Annotated in this window: 9 protein-coding genes; 6 read left to right on the top strand and 3 right to left on the bottom strand. The window is 57.8% G+C overall.

Features of this window, described 5'->3' with window-relative positions; all coding sequences use genetic code 11:
• Positions 1–96 precede the first annotated feature (96 nt).
• From AC0V6Q_RS10535 to AC0V6Q_RS10545, 3 genes are all read left to right on the top strand, one after another.
• The gene (locus AC0V6Q_RS10535) at positions 97–1,818 is read left to right on the top strand and encodes a class I adenylate-forming enzyme family protein (RefSeq protein WP_486168335.1); all 1,722 of its coding nucleotides are present in this window, start codon (positions 97–99) and stop codon (positions 1,816–1,818) included.
• 33 nt (positions 1,819–1,851) lie between these two features.
• Positions 1,852–4,626 carry a [protein-PII] uridylyltransferase gene (locus tag AC0V6Q_RS10540; RefSeq protein WP_486168336.1) on the top strand — a complete coding sequence of 925 codons (2,775 nt, stop codon included), beginning with the start codon at positions 1,852–1,854 and terminating at the stop codon, positions 4,624–4,626.
• A 134-nt stretch (positions 4,627–4,760) separates the two neighbouring features.
• Entirely contained in the window at positions 4,761–7,484 is a 2,724-nt protein-coding gene (locus AC0V6Q_RS10545) for a TonB-dependent receptor domain-containing protein (RefSeq protein ID WP_486168337.1), read from the top strand.
• Between the two features lie 79 nt (positions 7,485–7,563).
• Here AC0V6Q_RS10545 and AC0V6Q_RS10550 read toward each other — a convergent pair whose 3' ends face one another.
• Together AC0V6Q_RS10550 and AC0V6Q_RS10555 are read right to left on the bottom strand one after the other, a co-directional pair.
• Positions 7,564–8,019, bottom strand: coding sequence for a hypothetical protein (locus AC0V6Q_RS10550; protein ID WP_486168338.1), 456 nt, complete (start codon positions 8,017–8,019; stop codon positions 7,564–7,566).
• 10 nt (positions 8,020–8,029) lie between these two features.
• Positions 8,030–8,692, bottom strand: a complete 663-nt coding sequence (locus AC0V6Q_RS10555) for a YggS family pyridoxal phosphate-dependent enzyme (RefSeq protein ID WP_486168339.1) — start codon at positions 8,690–8,692, stop codon at positions 8,030–8,032.
• Between the two features lie 23 nt (positions 8,693–8,715).
• Here AC0V6Q_RS10555 and AC0V6Q_RS10560 point away from each other — a divergent pair, with 23 nt between their 5' ends.
• Positions 8,716–9,327: a thiamine phosphate synthase gene (locus AC0V6Q_RS10560; protein ID WP_486168340.1), complete on the top strand. Its 612-nt coding sequence runs from the start codon at positions 8,716–8,718 to the stop codon at positions 9,325–9,327.
• Positions 9,328–9,439: 112 nt separating this feature from the next.
• The gene (locus AC0V6Q_RS10565; RefSeq protein ID WP_486168341.1) at positions 9,440–11,848 is read left to right on the top strand and encodes an FtsK/SpoIIIE family DNA translocase; all 2,409 of its coding nucleotides are present in this window, start codon (positions 9,440–9,442) and stop codon (positions 11,846–11,848) included.
• Between the two features lie 24 nt (positions 11,849–11,872).
• Here AC0V6Q_RS10565 and AC0V6Q_RS10570 read toward each other — a convergent pair whose 3' ends face one another.
• The gene (locus tag AC0V6Q_RS10570) at positions 11,873–12,457 is read right to left on the bottom strand and encodes a hypothetical protein (protein ID WP_486168342.1); all 585 of its coding nucleotides are present in this window, start codon (positions 12,455–12,457) and stop codon (positions 11,873–11,875) included.
• A gap of 130 nt (positions 12,458–12,587) precedes the next feature.
• Here AC0V6Q_RS10570 and AC0V6Q_RS10575 point away from each other — a divergent pair, with 130 nt between their 5' ends.
• Positions 12,588–13,985 (top strand): MmgE/PrpD family protein, encoded by a 1,398-nt coding sequence (locus tag AC0V6Q_RS10575; RefSeq protein WP_486168343.1) that lies wholly within the window; start codon positions 12,588–12,590, stop codon positions 13,983–13,985.
• The last annotated feature ends 10 nt before the right edge of the window (positions 13,986–13,995 follow it).

Below are 13,995 nucleotides of genomic sequence, written 5' to 3' on the forward strand. Positions count from 1 at the left end.
GCCATATGGCCTATTGCCCGGTCGATAACGAATCGACAAATAGGCGGGATCGAGTAACGCTTCTGTCAAAGGAGCGAAGTGAGGAGAGAAATTCGCATGGCCACCGAGCTGGACAATGCCCTGGACGCAATCATGATCGAGCTGACCAAAGAAGGTCAGCCATTTCACACCACGCCGATTGATCGTGAGGGTACGCAAATCCCTGCGTTCACGACCGCTCCGCCGTCCTTGGCGCATTATTTCGCGCACTTTTGTAACGAACACAAAGATGTGCCGTTTATAGTCGATGGCGAATTGCGGCTGACCTTTGGCGAGACCTATCAGGCCGCTGTTTGCGTTGCGGAAAGCCTTGCGAAAGACCACGGCGTTGAAAAAGGCGACCGGATCGGGATTGCGGCGCGCAACTCGGCCAATTGGATGATCGCCTACATGGGCATCGCTATGGCGGGCGGCTGTGTGACCTTGCTCAATGGCTTTTGGTCAGGCGACGAGCTTGCTTACGGCATCCGTCTGGCAGAGTGCAAAATCGTTCTTGCCGATGCAGGCCGGGCAAAGCGGCTTGAGGGCACCGATCACTCGGCAAAGCTGGTGATGATGGATCACAATGCTCCGCACGAAGGTCTTGCCAATGTGTGGCGCGCACCGGAAAGCTTTGAGGCATCGGCTGCGATGGCAATGCTGGGCCAAATCGGCCCGGATGACCTTGCCACCATCCTTTATACATCGGGTTCGACCGGCAATTCCAAAGGCGCCTATTCTGACCATCGCGGCGTTGTGTCCGGCGTTATGAATTACGTCGCCCAAAGCGCGATGGCCAAGGTCCTTATGGAAGGTAGAGGCGAAGACATGAGCGCGCAGCCATGTGCTTTGGTTGCTGTGCCGCTGTTCCATGTGACCGGCGCTATTCCGCTGTTCCTGCAATCCTATGCAATTGCGCGCAAGCTCGTCCTGATGCCCAAATGGGATGCGCTCCACGCGATCCAGTTGATGGACGCAGAAAAGGTCACCTATTTCGTAGGTGTACCTCTTATGAGCTATGAGATTGCGACACATCCCGACCTTAAGGACTATGACCTGAGCGCATGTAAGAGCTTTGCCGCTGGCGGTGCGCCGCGTCCGGTGGAGCACGTCACCCGCATCAAAGAAGCTTTGCCTGGCGGCTTTCCGCTTCTGGGCTACGGCCTTACCGAAACCAATGCGGTGGGCTGCGGGAACTTCAACGAAAACTATCTCGCAAAGCCCAATTCAACCGGCAAAGCGTCCAAGCCGCTGGTGGATCTTGCGATCCTTGACGACGATGGCAATCCTGTCGCGCAAGGCGGCATTGGCGAGGTTTGCATCCGCTCGGTTGCCAATTTCCGCGGCTATTGGCGCAATGAAGAGGCAACTGCAGCTGCCTTCACCGACGACCAGTATTTCCGAACGGGTGACCTCGGCTATGTCGATGAAGACGGCTATCTTTATATCGTCGACCGCAAGAAGGACATCATCATCCGCGGCGGTGAAAACATCACCTGTATCGAGGTCGAAGACGCGATTTACGCGCATAGCGATATTGCCGAATGTTCGGTCTTTGGCCTGCCGGATGAACGCATGGGCGAAGTGCCCGCCTGCGTCTTCAACGTCAAAGAAGGCCGCGATCCGATCAGCGCTGCGCAGCTTCGCGAATTCCTGCTTTCCAACATTGCCCCCTTCAAGGTTCCCTTGGAAGAGCATATCTGGGTAGTCGATGAAGCACTCCCACGCCTTGGTACGCAGAAAATCGACAAGAAAACCCTGCGCGCGCACTACACCGAACAGGTCGCCGCTGCTGCCTGATACGTCCGCATCTTGTGATGTGGGGGACGCGCCATGACCTACTGGGCTGAAGCCAGTCGGCGCGTCCCGCGTCAACGTGCAATCCTCGATCGGCGCGCGCTTGCCGCTGCTCTCGATCAGCTCGTTGACGAACACCGCGATTTGGCCCGGCCGCATATATTGGCCGAGCTAAAGCAAGCTCTGGAAGCGGGGCACGCCGAGCTTGAAACGCGGCTTAAAGAAAAGCCCTCGGCAGGGCATGAGATCACGCTTGGCTACGCCTTTCTGACCGATCAACTGATCCGCGTCATCCATGATTATGTCGTCTCTTACGTCTTCCCCGTTGCCAATCGCAGCACGGCAGAGCGCCTCTCGGTTCTGGCGGTTGGCGGATACGGCCGGGCAGAGATGGCGCCGCATTCCGATATCGATCTTGCCTTTATCACACCGCTGAAACGCTCGCCCTGGTGCGAACAGGTGATCGAGGCGATGCTTTATCTCCTGTGGGATCTGGGGCTGAAGGTTGGCCATTCCAGCCGCACGATCAACGACACGATGCGCATGGCGAAAGAGGATCTGACGATCCGCACCGCTCTGCTTGAAGCGCGCTTGATCTGGGGGGACAAAGAGCTTTACGAGGAATTGCGTGACCGGTTCTGGGCCGATGTGGTTCGCGGAAACGAACAACAATTCCACACCGAGAAACTGGCAGAACGCAACGCCCGCCACAAACGTATGGGCGACAGCCGCTATGTGGTGGAGCCTAACATCAAAGAGGGCAAAGGCGGCCTTCGCGATCTGCAAACGCTCTATTGGATTGGCAAATTTGTGCACCGGGTGGAAAGCGCATCGCAGCTGGTCGATGGCGGGCTTTTCACCAAGAGCGAATATCGCAGCTTTCGCCGCGCTGAAGGGTTCTTGCTGGCGGTGCGCTGCCACATGCATTCCATCACGGGGCGGGCCGAAGACCGGTTGACCTTTGATCTTCAACGCCAGGTTGCGACCGCCATGAATTTCGCCGACCGCCCCGGCAAAAGCGCGGTCGAACGCTTCATGCAATACTACTTCTTGCAAGCGAAACGGGTCGGCCACCTGACCGGTGTTTTCCTGTCACAACTGGACGCGAAACTTGCCAGGAAGCGCGTTGCCAAAGGCTTCTTCGCCGGATGGTCCTCAAAGCCGCGCATGCACAAAGGCTACCGCATCCATGCAGGCAAGATCAAAGCGCCGAGCGACCAATGGTTTATCGAAGATCCGGTTCGCCTGATCGAAATCTTCAAGATCGCAGAGGATCAAGGGGTTGAAATTCACCCGGAGACCATGCGGCAGGCGAACCGTGATGCAAAACTGATCGACAAGGACGTCAAATCGGACCCGCGCGCCAATGCGATGTTCCTCGATGTGCTTTGTGGACGCAAAGACCCCGAAAGCGCTCTGAGATGGATGAATGAAGCGGGTGTGTTTGGCCGGTTCGTGCCTGATTTTGGCCGTGTGAACGCGCAAATGCAGTTCGACATGTATCACCACTATACCGTGGATGAACACACCATCCGCGCGATTGGCCTTCTCAGCCAAATCGAGCGCGGCCAGTTGAAAGCCGATCACCCGCGCGCCACCAAACAGATCCACAAGGTGGGCTCGCGCCGTGCGCTTTATGTGGCGGTGCTGCTCCACGATATCGGCAAGGGGCGCGGCGGTGACCACTCGGTGATCGGTGCAGACATCGCGCATAAGCTTTGCCCACGTTTTGGCCTTGACCAAAAAGAGACCGATCTGGTCGCATGGCTGATCCTGCAACATTTGCTGATGAGTTCAACCGCGCAAAAACGCGACCTCACCGATCCCAAGACGATTGAGGATTTTGTCTCCGAGGTGAAATCGGTTGAACGTTTGCGCAATCTCGCCATCCTCACCTGCGTCGACATTCGCGCTGTGGGCCCCGGCACCTGGAACAGCTGGAAAGGGCAGCTTCTGGGCGAGCTTTATGACGCCGCTCAAGAACGCCTGCGCCTTGGTCACAAACGCAACGGGCGGGAACACCGTGTCACCGCACGCAAGACTGCGGTGAGCGAGATTTTGGGCGAAAAGGCCTATCTCACCCAAGAAGTCGGCGACCTTTTGTCCGATGCCTTTTGGATTGCAGAACCTGAAGACATCATCGCCAAAAACCTTATCCAGTATGAAGAGGCGCGCCGCCTTGAAGAACGGCTCTCGATCCACTGCGAGGTTGACGAGGAACGCGGCGCAACTCTCGTCAGCGTCATCGCAAGCGATCATCCCGGGCTGTTCTATCGTATCGCAGGCGGCATTCATTTGGCGGGCGCCAATATCATTGACGCGCGCATCCATACCGCGACCAATGGCTATGCGATCGACAATTTCCTGGTGCAGGATCTGAGCAATGGACCTTTCAGGGAGCCTGCCCAGATTGCCCGGCTCAAGAAAGGCATTCACGATGCCTTGTTTGCGCAAGTCGAGTTGGTCCCCAAACTGGCAGCGCGGCCGCTTTCCCATTCGCGGGCCAAGGCATTTGCGGTCGCACCAACGGTGAACTTCGACAACAAAGCGTCCAATCGCTTTACCGTGATCGAAGTCACCGCCCGCGACAGGCCGGCGCTTCTAAACCGGTTGGCGCACGCTCTCTTTACCTGCAACCTCATTGTCCAATCTGCCCATATCACCGCCTATGGCGAAAGCGCGGCAGACACGTTTTACGTGACCGATCTGACAGGCTCGAAAGTCACCTTGCCGCAGCGTCTGGCCGAGATCGAAGCTGTTCTGCTTGAGGCGTCGAGCGACGAGAGGCAGCTGGAACTCGAAAAAGTGTGACCAAATTGCCTATATTGTGCGGGTTTTGTTACATCCCGTCGCTTTAGGACTGTTTTTCGTCGGACATGGGTTGTAACGCGGGCCTCCCCCCTAAATGGGTTTCACAAAGAGAACCTAAATACGGAGAGACATCTATGCGTTCCTTCACTTCGCTGCGTGCGTTGGCACTTTTGGGTGCTGGCATGGCCATGGCGCCCCAAGCCGCACTCGCCCAAGACAATGACGTCGATACTGCTGCCTCGGAAGACGAGGGCAACACCATCCTCGTGACCGGTTCGCGCATTCGTCGCCAGTCACAAGCTGACCTTGCATCGCCTCTGGCAACCATCGGAAGCGAGAGCATTTCTGACATCGGCGCGCAGAACATTGCAGACGTCACGCAGTCGCTCACAATTAACACGGGCGCACAAAACAACCCGGATGCGTTTACCCAAGGCGGTACGACCGGCACGTCCAACATCAACCTTCGCGGTCTTGGTGTTGCCTCGACCTTGATCCTGCTCAATGGCAAGCGCCAGACGCTTTCATCAGGTCCAACCAATGATGGCATCAACTTTGTTGACACCGCATCACTCGTGCCGCTGATCGCAGTCGACCGGGTCGAAATCCTGAAAGACGGCGCATCATCGCTCTACGGTTCTGACGCTGTTGCAGGCGTTGTGAACTTCATCACCCGCGAAAATTACGAAGGCTTCACTGTGTCGGGCGAATTCACCGACCACACCAGCCGTGGTGATTATTCAGAATACAACATTCAAGCACTCGCCGGCGCAGAATTTGGCGGAGTGAACCTGTTGGCTGCGGTCAGCTACATCGACCGTTCGCCTCTTACCACCGCAGAGCGTCGCCTTTCGGTTCCCGGGGATGACACATCGATCCTCGGTAATCCTGGCGCATTCATCGGCGTTCCCGGAGCGCCTGCCGGTGCACCGACACTTGATCCAGGCTGTGCCGATGCGGGCGGAACGCCTCTGCCAGCAAGCGCAGCAGCAGCACCGCTTTTGCCAGCTGGCATCGGTTTCTGCGGTTTTGACTTTGGCGAATTCTTCAACCTCGTACCTGAAGAAGAGCGTTTGACCGTATTCGTGTCAGCCGATGCTGATCTGTCGGATAACATCCGCTGGTCTGCTGAATTCGGTTACGCCGATAACAATGCGACCCGCGGTAACTCGCCGACCTTCCCGTTCCTGCAACTTGGCCAGGCCGTTGTTCCATCATTCAACCCGAACAATATCTTCGGCGAGAACGTGGTATTCCTCGGCCGTGCAAGCGGCACAGGCGGTGATGTTTCACCGCAGTTTACCGAAAGCGAAACCTTCCGCTTCTCAACCGAAGTTGAAGGTGAGTTCGATGGGCTTTTGTCCAACGGCCTGTGGAACGTGAACTTCACCTATGCCGAAAACAACTTCACCACGATGACAGAAGACACAGTGCGCGATCGTTTCGCCTGTGCCCTTCGCGGGTTTAACGCGGTTCCGGCATTCAACGATGCCACCGGGCTTGATTGTTCGGCGCAAAACGCATTCCTGATTGCAAACCAGGCGGTAATTCCGGCTGACGGGACGTTCTTCAACCCGTTTGCAACTGCGCTGGCCGGTGGAACAAATGCCAATGCGGCATTGCTCGATTACATCACGGAGTTCTCGACTGCAGATCGCGGTTCCGAGCTGTTCGTTGGTGAAGCTTTTGTTTCGGGCGATCTGTTCGAACTGCCAGCAGGCCCCGTCGGCGTTGCTCTTGGCGTTCAATACCGCAACCAGTCGATTGGTGCGCGCTTTGACAGCATCACGTCATCTGATGGCTTTGCCTTCCTGATCGGTGAACAGCCCTTTAGCGGTTCACAAAGCGTCTATGCCGTCTTTGGTGAGGCGAACGCACCGGTCACAGACTGGCTCGATCTCCAACTGGCCCTTCGTTATGAAGATTATGGCACCGATGGCGGCGATACGCTTGATCCGAAGATTGCACTTCTGGCGCGTCCAGCTGACTGGATCTCGCTGCGCGGGTCGTTCTCGACCTCGTTCCGTGCGCCTTCGACCTTCCAGCTGGTGGGTCAGTCAACGACGCTTCAGCAGGTTTCGGACCCGAACAACGCAGGCGGCAACGTCTTTGCCGCAATCCGTGCAGTGGGCAACCCTAACCTGACACCTGAAACCTCGACCGCCTACAACCTGGGCTTCACTCTTGAACCGGTACCCGGTTTGGAAATCACAGCTGACTATTACAGCTTTGAATTTGACGATGCGATCGTTCAAACGGCGCCACAGGAACTGATCAATGCAGATCCAAACGCCCCGAACATTATTCGTAGTCCGGCCGGCACAATCATTCAGGTCAACAACGGTTATGTGAACGCTGCAAGTGTCGAGACTACCGGTATCGACTTCCTGGTTCGTTACCGTGCTGACGTTGGTGCCTTCACGATTACGCCTAGCTTCGAAGGTAACTACGTCTTCAACTACGATCTGCAAACGTCAGTGAATGGTCCGGTGATCGAAGGTGCAGGCAACCGCAACTTCACCAACTTTGGTTCACCAACACCGGAACTGCGTTTCAACGCAGGGCTCCAGATCGCTGCTGGTGCACATGCCTTCAACGTTTTTGGCCGTTACATCGACAGCTATCAGGACGATCAGAACGCAGGCGCTGACATCGACAGCGACTTCCGTGTCGATGCGCAATACTCGCTCGATCTGGCTGAAGTGCTCGATATGGACAACCAGCTGCAACTGACCGCTGGTGTGCGCAACCTGTTTGGTGTGACCGCACCGCGCGTTGCCACCAATGGCGGCTTTGACAGCCGGGTCCACGACCCGCGCGGTACGCTTGTGACCGTTGGCATTATCGCTGGCATCTAAAAGGTTGGCACAGCAAAAATAAAAAGGGGCGCTTCCGAAAAACGGAGGCGCCCTTTTTGTTTGGGGTTAGTGAAGACGCCTAGCGTTCAGCCAGCAGCAAAAGCGCGATCATTTCGTCGTCAAATCCGACAAAACCCCATTCGGTTGCCCCTCCCGCAATCGGGTTCCAAAGTCCGTCATAGCGGTTGGAAACAAGGGTCAGGGTGGCAGGGTCGAACAGGTTCAGGAAACCCTTCGCACAAGCCTCGCCTTCATCGCGTGAAAGCCAGGGCTGGCTTGGATTTGCCAGATCTTCGGTGAACGCCTTTACAAGCTCACCCACGCCCGAACGCACCTCGCGTTCGGGGGCATAGGTATCGAGAAGCTGCCAATTGAAGCCTATGGATTTGAGGCCCAGCGTCTCCACAAATCGGTCCGCAACCTGGCAGTGATTGCCGGTTTCCCCTGCGCGCGGTCCGTAAGCGAAGTGGACGAGCGCGCCGCTTTCTAGAACAGGACGCCAGCGCTCAATAAAGGCGCTTGCCCTCTCGCTCATCCCGGATTGCTTACCCACGTGCACCAAACAGCGCGGTGCCGACCCGCACATGGCTTGCGCCCAATTGGACAGCGGTTTCATAATCGCCGCTCATCCCCATGGAGAGACCCTCCACGCCGTTGTCTTTTGCAAGCTTTGCGAGAAACGCAAAGAAGGGCGCAGGCTCGGTTCCCGAAGGCGGCAGGCACATCAGGCCTGCCAAAAGAATATCGGCAGCGCGCACCTTGGCAAGGAACTCGGGAAGCTCAGAAATCGGGCAACCGCCTTTTTGCTCTTCATCACCAATATTGACCTGCACGAAACAGGGCACACGCAGGCCGACCTTATCCATCGCTTTGGTAAGCGCTTTCAAAAGGCTGGGTCGGTCAAGCGAATGGATGACATCAAAAAGTTCGACCGCTTCTTCGGCCTTGTTCGATTGAAGCTGACCGATGAGGTGCAGTTCCAGATCGGGATATTCCTCGCGCAATGCGGGCCATTTGCCCTGCGCTTCCTGTACGCGGTTTTCGCCAAATACGCGGTGCCCTGCTTCCAGCAATGGGATGATCCGCTCGGCAGGATGGGTCTTGCTGACCGCGATCAGAGTCACATCTTCGGGTTTGCGCCGCGATGGCTTGCACATGCGGGCAATATTGGCGCGGACGGTATCGAGTTTATCGGCTGCACTTTCCATGTGGGCCGCGCTATAGTGGCAGCGTGCGAAACTCAATCTCTCTTCCCGAAATTTGGGCAATCTCGGACAAGCGTAATGATGCAGTGCTTGAGCAAACCCTTGCGCGGCTGCCCCGTGGGAGCGGGTTCATCTACCGCCACTATCACCTGGGTGACCCTGAGCGGTGGGAGCGGTTTCGCGAGCTCCGCCATATTGCCAAAGCGCAAGGCCACACGGTAATCCTTGCCGACAGCGCTCTTACCGCCAGGGAATGGGGCGCAGACGGCATTTACGGAAGCCCGCGCTCGCTCTACCCGCGGCGCGAAGGGTTACTCCATCTGGCAACCGCCCACGATCTGGAAGAGATCGGTCTTGCCAACAGGTTGGGCGCAGATGCCGTCCTCTTGTCGCCGGTTTTCCCGACCAATTCTCATCCCGGTGGCCGCACGCTTGGGCCTGCGCGCTTTCGTCTGTTGGCGCAGCATTCCTGTGTGCCGGTCATTGCCCTTGGCGGGATGACACAACATCGTGCTCGCACTCTTGTTTGGCCCTTCTGGGCGGCAATCGACGGACTCAGTCGAGAACGGCCTGTAAGGCCGCAAGGGTGCCAAGAACCGAAAGCACCCGTCCGCATCGACGCGAGGAAAGCCAAATGAGCGGATGCGAATGCCGGCGCTTGAGGCCAATCAATTAACGCTCTTTGCTTGACCCGAGTCCCTCGAGGATTCATGGTGTGTTCTCGTTTTTTGTCTATTTAGGAAGCGCCCTATGGCGACCCGAGCAGTGAGCACCCGCAAGCCCCCTACCGCAGATTGGCGCGTCGGCCTTCGCCGCAGCATCCGCCGCACCGCTCAGATGACGGGCGCAGCTGTGCTTTTGGCGGCCATGGTGTTCCTCGGGCTCGCGCTGGCAAGCTATACGCAGACCGACCCCAGCCCTTCGACCGCGGCTGATCCGGCGCAAGTCAGCAATTGGATGGGCACGTGGGGCGCATGGGTCGCGGACCGCGTGCTGTTCGCTTTCGGGCTCACCGGAATTCTGTTGCTGCCGTTGCTCTACATTTCGGCCCGGCGTTTGTGGCGTTCGGTAGAACTCGACACGCAAGAAGGCGAGCGCACCCGCTGGTGGCTGCCAACCGGGCTCTTGCTGATCGCTATGGTTTTGCTGGGTACGGTCTTGTCGCTTGCCTTCGACACCAGCACGGGCTCCTTGCCTGCGCAATTGGGCGGTGTTTCCGGCCTGTTGGGCGCGACCGGCATCGAAGCGGCGGCCTCCCGCTTTGGTGAGGGCGCGTCTGGCTGGATCACTCTGGTCGCAGCGCTCGTTTGCCTTGCTGCCGGTACAACCTTGCTCACCCGCGTTTTCGCCATCGATTGGCGCCTGCTTTTGACCCTGCCCAATTTCGTGCGCAATTCGAGCATAGGCAGCGCAATCGCGGCACGTATCCCCTTTCTGCGAGACAGGGAGCCAGCGCTCACCTTCGTCGATGAGGATGATGAAACCGCTGCTCCTGCGACCAAGGCACGGCGCGGTAAAAAGGCTGAAATCATCGAACCAAAGGCAGAGCCCGCACCGCGCCGCTCGCCAGAGATCACCGATCCGTCCGCGCCTCCCAAACGCGCCAATCCCGCGGCAAAGAAAAACCAGCGCGATATGTTCGCAAATTACGAATTGCCGAGCCTGGATCTGCTTGCCGATCCGCCAGAGGATACCGCGCCCAAGCTTGATAAGCTGGCGCTCGAACGCAATGCGCGCCTGCTTGAAAACGTGCTCGACGATTTCAACGTGAAGGGCGAGATTACGGCGGTGCGCACCGGCCCTGTGGTGACCATGTACGAGCTGGAGCCGGCCCCCGGCATCAAGGCGAGCCGTGTTGTGGGTTTGGCCGAAGACATCGCCCGCAATATGAGCGCGATTTCAGCGCGCGTCTCGCCGATTCCCGGCAAGACCGTGATGGGCATCGAACTGCCCAATAAAGACCGCCAGATGGTCGCGCTGAAGGAACTCGCTGCGTGCGCCGACTTTGCAGAAAGCAAGGGCGCGCTGCCGATCATTCTGGGCAAGGATATCGCAGGCGAACCGATTGTCGCAGACCTTGCCGCCATGCCTCACTTGCTGGTGGCGGGGACCACGGGTTCGGGTAAATCGGTGGGCCTCAACTGCATCCTGATGTCGCTCCTCTATCGCTTTACGCCAGAGGAATGCCGCCTGATCCTGATCGATCCCAAGGTTTTGGAGCTTAAGACCTACGACGATATCCCCCACCTCCTTTCCCCCGTCGTAACAGAGCCGCACAAATCGGTGCGCGCGCTTAAATGGGCGGTTGAAGAGATGGAGCGTCGCTATCGGATGATGAGCTCGATCAATTCGAGGAACCTGTCGGGCTTCAACGAGAAAGTGCGCAGCGCGATTGCCAAGGGCAAGCCATTGGGCCGCCGCGTTCAAACCGGATTTGATCCGGATACGGGCGAGCAGCTGTATGAGGAAGAACAGCTCGATTACGCACCTCTGCCGCAAATCGTTCTGATCGTCGATGAGCTTGCCGATCTGATGGTGACCGTGGGCAAGGAAATCGAGATCCTGATCCAGCGTCTCTCGCAAAAATCACGGGCCGCGGGTATCCACCTCATCATGGCGACGCAGCGTCCTTCGGTTGACGTCATCACCGGCGTCATCAAAGCAAACTTGCCCACGCGTATCAGCTTTAAGGTCACCAGCCGGATCGACAGCCGGACCATTCTGGGTGAGCAAGGTTCGGAGCAGCTGCTGGGCAAGGGCGATATGCTTTACAAGCCCAACACCGGCGCGACCGTGCGCGTCCACGGACCTTTTGTCAGTGATGATGAGGTCGAGGCAGTCGCCGATTTCTGGCGGGCCCAAGGCGCGCCTGAATATGTCGATGCCGTGACCGAAGAACCCGAAGACGGCGGCGGTTTGAACTTCGAGGATGAACTCACCGCGTCCGACAATCCGGAAGAGCGCAAATATCGCCAGGCCTGCCAGATCGTGATCGAAAACCAGAAGGCGAGCGGCTCCTGGCTCCAGCGCCAGATGGGCGTGGGCTATAATACCGCTGCCAAATGGATCGAGCGGATGGAGAGCGAAGGACTGGTCGGTCCTGCGAACCACGTGGGCCGCCGCGAGATTTTCCGGGACCAGGACGGCAATCCGCTCTGACCAACCGGCACACGCTTGATCGTTTTACTGATAGGCATCCATCAGCGCTTCGGGCGCGTCATTTTCTTCCATCTCTTCGCGAGTAAGGCGACGCCCGACCCAGCTGTTATCGAAAGTCAGATCGGGTTCACCGCTCCGGCTCAGGCCATCGCCCCCTTTCGCCCGGATTACGAAACCGGTTTCGTCACGCAAGGCTTCGAACTGCGCCTCCATGGTGGTTCGACCAGCAAACCCGCCCGAGCCACGCTTGGCGCACGAGACGCTTCCCGCTATCCGATTTCCTTCCCTCGACGAGACCAATACGGAGCAATCGCCGGAACCTTGTGCCAGTCTTTCGAAGGTCGTCTTGAGGTACATTTCCGGCCAGCGATCAACCTGATAGTCCGGAATTGCAGCAACATCGTGCCGCATGGACCGGCTAACCGAATCCCCTTTGCCGTTTGTGAAATTTTCGTGCCGTTCGATTTCATAGACACCAGGGGTCATGATGATATCACTGTCCGAATAGGCGATCGAGCTTCCCCCTCCGCCGATGGCATCCAAACTCTCAGATCCAAAATAGACGCCCGCGAGGATCAGCGCGCCGACACCGAGATAAAGCTCTTTCATACAACCCTCCAAATTCCGGCGAGTTCTTAAGTCCTTAGCCTTAAATATTGGTTGATCGAACGGTGCACCCGCACCAACACGCAGAAAATTTTGGGCGACAATTGGGGAAAGCAGATTAGTGTAAAAGGCCATGATTGCTGACACTTCATCACCGCTGACTGCCTACGCAAAATGGGTAGCCGAAGCTCCGCGCGATTGGCCTGAAGACGCGCTCCACATCGCCAAGCGGTCGCTGATCGATACGGTTGCATGCATGGTGCCGGGCGCCGATGATAGCGCGCCTTCCAAGCTTTGGCCGGTGGTGCAAAGCTGGGGTAGCGGCGATGCGCGAGCTGTGGCGCGCAGGGACAGTCTGTCTGCACCCGGCGCGGCTCTGTTCAATGGTACCTGTGCTCACGCGCTCGATTTCGATGACAATTTCGATCCCGCAAAGGCGCATGCCTCCGCTGTGCTGATTCCGGCGCTTCTGGCAGTGGCCGATACCGAGAATGCGAGCGTTGGCGATGTGCTGGATGGCTACATCGTGGGTTTGCAGATCATGGGTCTGGTCGGCCAGGGCGTGAACCCGTTTCACCGAAGCCGTGGCTGGCACGCGACCGGAACACTGGGCGCGATTGGCGCGGCGGCGGGGTGCGCAAGGCTACTTCGCCTTGATGCTGCAAAAGCCGCTCATGCCATCTCGCTTTCCACGAGCCTTGCGGGCGGATTTATGAGCCAGTTTGGCTCTGATACGAAGCCCATCCACGCAGGGTTTGCAGCAAGCGGCGGGGTCCAAGCGGCATTGATGGCGAGAGCCGGGATCACCGCAGGCAGTGAAACACTCGACGGTCCCACCGGGCTTCGCACGCTTATGGTCGGGCAAGACGTTGAAGAGCTGGCAGTGGCGATGGAGGGCAAGGCCGAGCACGGTCAGACCATGCGCTTCAACACCGCCAATGTGGGCGAGCCACTCCACGTGACCAAGCATGGCCTCAAGATCAAACGTTTCCCCAATTGCGGGAGCCTGCACCGCGCGCTTGATGGCTTGCTTGCGCTTATGGAGGAAAACTCGATCATCGCAGATACGGTCCAAACCGTTCTCGTGCGCGCGCCCGCTGCTCATTTGCGCAATCTGATGCATGAAAACCCGCAAACGCCGGCAGAGGCGAAATTCAGCCTTGAATACAGCCTTGCCGCCGCACTGCACGCTGGCGAAGTGGGTCTTGGTAATTACGAACCCGGCGCAATTCAGCGACCCGAAGTTCGCGCGCTGATGCCGCTGATTACCAAGGAATATGTCGAGAAGCTCGAAAGCGAATTTCCTACGCAAGTGCATATCACGCTCAAAGACGGGCGCACCGTGCAAACCGCGCTAGCCATGCCTGTTGGCAGCAAAGCGCACCCCATGTCGGATGCGCAATTGTGGCAAAAGCTCGAAACCTGCCTTGCAGCGGCCACAGGATTTGCCGCCGATGCGCTGCTCAAGGAGCTCGCAGAACTTGACCCGGCCAAACCAGCCCGCCAATTGACCGCAGCGCTTCAATCCTGACAGATAGGTT

The organism is Erythrobacter sp. S227, from assembly GCF_057364925.1.

Bases quoted from the DNA above. Each gene is read 5' to 3' on its own strand.
- AC0V6Q_RS10555 (WP_486168339.1), bottom strand. From the start codon at position 8,692: ATGGAAAGTGCAGCCGATAAACTCGATACCGTCCGCGCCAATATTGCC.
- AC0V6Q_RS10550 (WP_486168338.1), bottom strand. From the start codon at position 8,019: ATGAGCGAGAGGGCAAGCGCCTTTATTGAGCGCTGGCGTCCTGTTCTA.
- AC0V6Q_RS10565 (WP_486168341.1), top strand. From the start codon at position 9,440: ATGGCGACCCGAGCAGTGAGCACCCGCAAGCCCCCTACCGCAGATTGG.
- AC0V6Q_RS10540 (WP_486168336.1), top strand. From the start codon at position 1,852: ATGACCTACTGGGCTGAAGCCAGTCGGCGCGTCCCGCGTCAACGTGCA.
- AC0V6Q_RS10575 (WP_486168343.1), top strand. From the start codon at position 12,588: ATGATTGCTGACACTTCATCACCGCTGACTGCCTACGCAAAATGGGTA.
- AC0V6Q_RS10545 (WP_486168337.1), top strand. From the start codon at position 4,761: ATGCGTTCCTTCACTTCGCTGCGTGCGTTGGCACTTTTGGGTGCTGGC.
- AC0V6Q_RS10570 (WP_486168342.1), bottom strand. From the start codon at position 12,457: ATGAAAGAGCTTTATCTCGGTGTCGGCGCGCTGATCCTCGCGGGCGTC.
- AC0V6Q_RS10535 (WP_486168335.1), top strand. From the start codon at position 97: ATGGCCACCGAGCTGGACAATGCCCTGGACGCAATCATGATCGAGCTG.